The organism is Psychrobacter sp. 1U2 (assembly GCF_051847575.1).
The window spans coordinates 1-1,001 of sequence record NZ_JBPYDC010000526.1 but is presented as its reverse complement, the minus strand read 5'-3'; the positions used below and the strand labels follow the sequence as shown (position 1 = coordinate 1,001).

The window sequence follows — 1,001 nt, the reverse complement described above, 5'->3', positions numbered from 1 at the left end:
AAGACAACTCTGCTGAAAAAGCGTCAACTGAGGCTGCTGTCACTGAAGAAGTTACCAAAGAAGAAGCCGCTGAAGACAACCTTGTTGATAAAGCACCTGCTGATACAGCACCTGAGCCTGAACCAGTAGAGCCTGAAATTGAGCGCGAATCGATGGAGTTCGACGTTATTATCGTCGGCGGCGGTCCTGCAGGTCTGTCTGCGGCTATTCGCTTACGTCAGCTTGCCATTGAAGCAGGCAATGACGAATTTATGGTATGTGTTGTCGAAAAAGGCTCTGAGTTTGGCGCACATACGTTATCAGGTGCGGTGATTGAGCCACGTGCTTTGGACGAATTGATACCTGATTGGAAAGCTAAAGGCGCGCCTTTAAACGTGCCGGCTATCGAAGACCGTGTTTACATGCTAGGTTCTGAGACTAAAAGTACCAAGCTGATGGACTCAATCGTACCAGCCAGTATGCATAACGAAGGCAACTATATTGTCTCATTGGCCAATGTTGTACGCTGGCTTGCTGAGCAGGCAGAAGAGCTGGAAGTTATGATGTTCCCAGGCTTCCCAGCTTCTGATATTTTATACAACGATGATGGGTCAGTAAAAGGTATCTTGACCGGTGATATGGGCGTAGCCGCCGATGGTGAAGCCAAAGCCAGTTTTGAGCCAGGTTATGAATTACTGGCAAAATATACTATTTTTGCTGAAGGTTGTCGTGGTCACCTTGGCAAACGCTTAATTAGCCGTTTTAGCCTAGATAAAGACTCTGATCCGCAGCATTATGGTATCGGTCTAAAAGAGCTATGGGAAATTGCACCAGATAAACATGAGCAGGGTGTGGTCATGCATGGCTCAGGTTGGCCTTTAACTGACACGGGGTCGACAGGCGGCTGGTGGTTATATTTCGACGAAAACAATCAAGTTAGCTTTGGTATGGTGATTGACTTATCGTATTCTAATCCATACATGTCACCGTTTGATGAAATGCAACGCCTAAAGTTACATCCG

At 46.7% G+C, this 1,001-nt stretch carries 1 protein-coding gene; it reads left to right on the top strand.

All coding sequences use genetic code 11. From position 1 onward, the window contains the following. Positions 1–152 precede the first annotated feature (152 nt). The coding region (locus tag ACS8FD_RS17050; protein ID WP_439276717.1) for an NAD(P)/FAD-dependent oxidoreductase at positions 153–1,001 on the top strand (849 nt) is incomplete at its 3' end.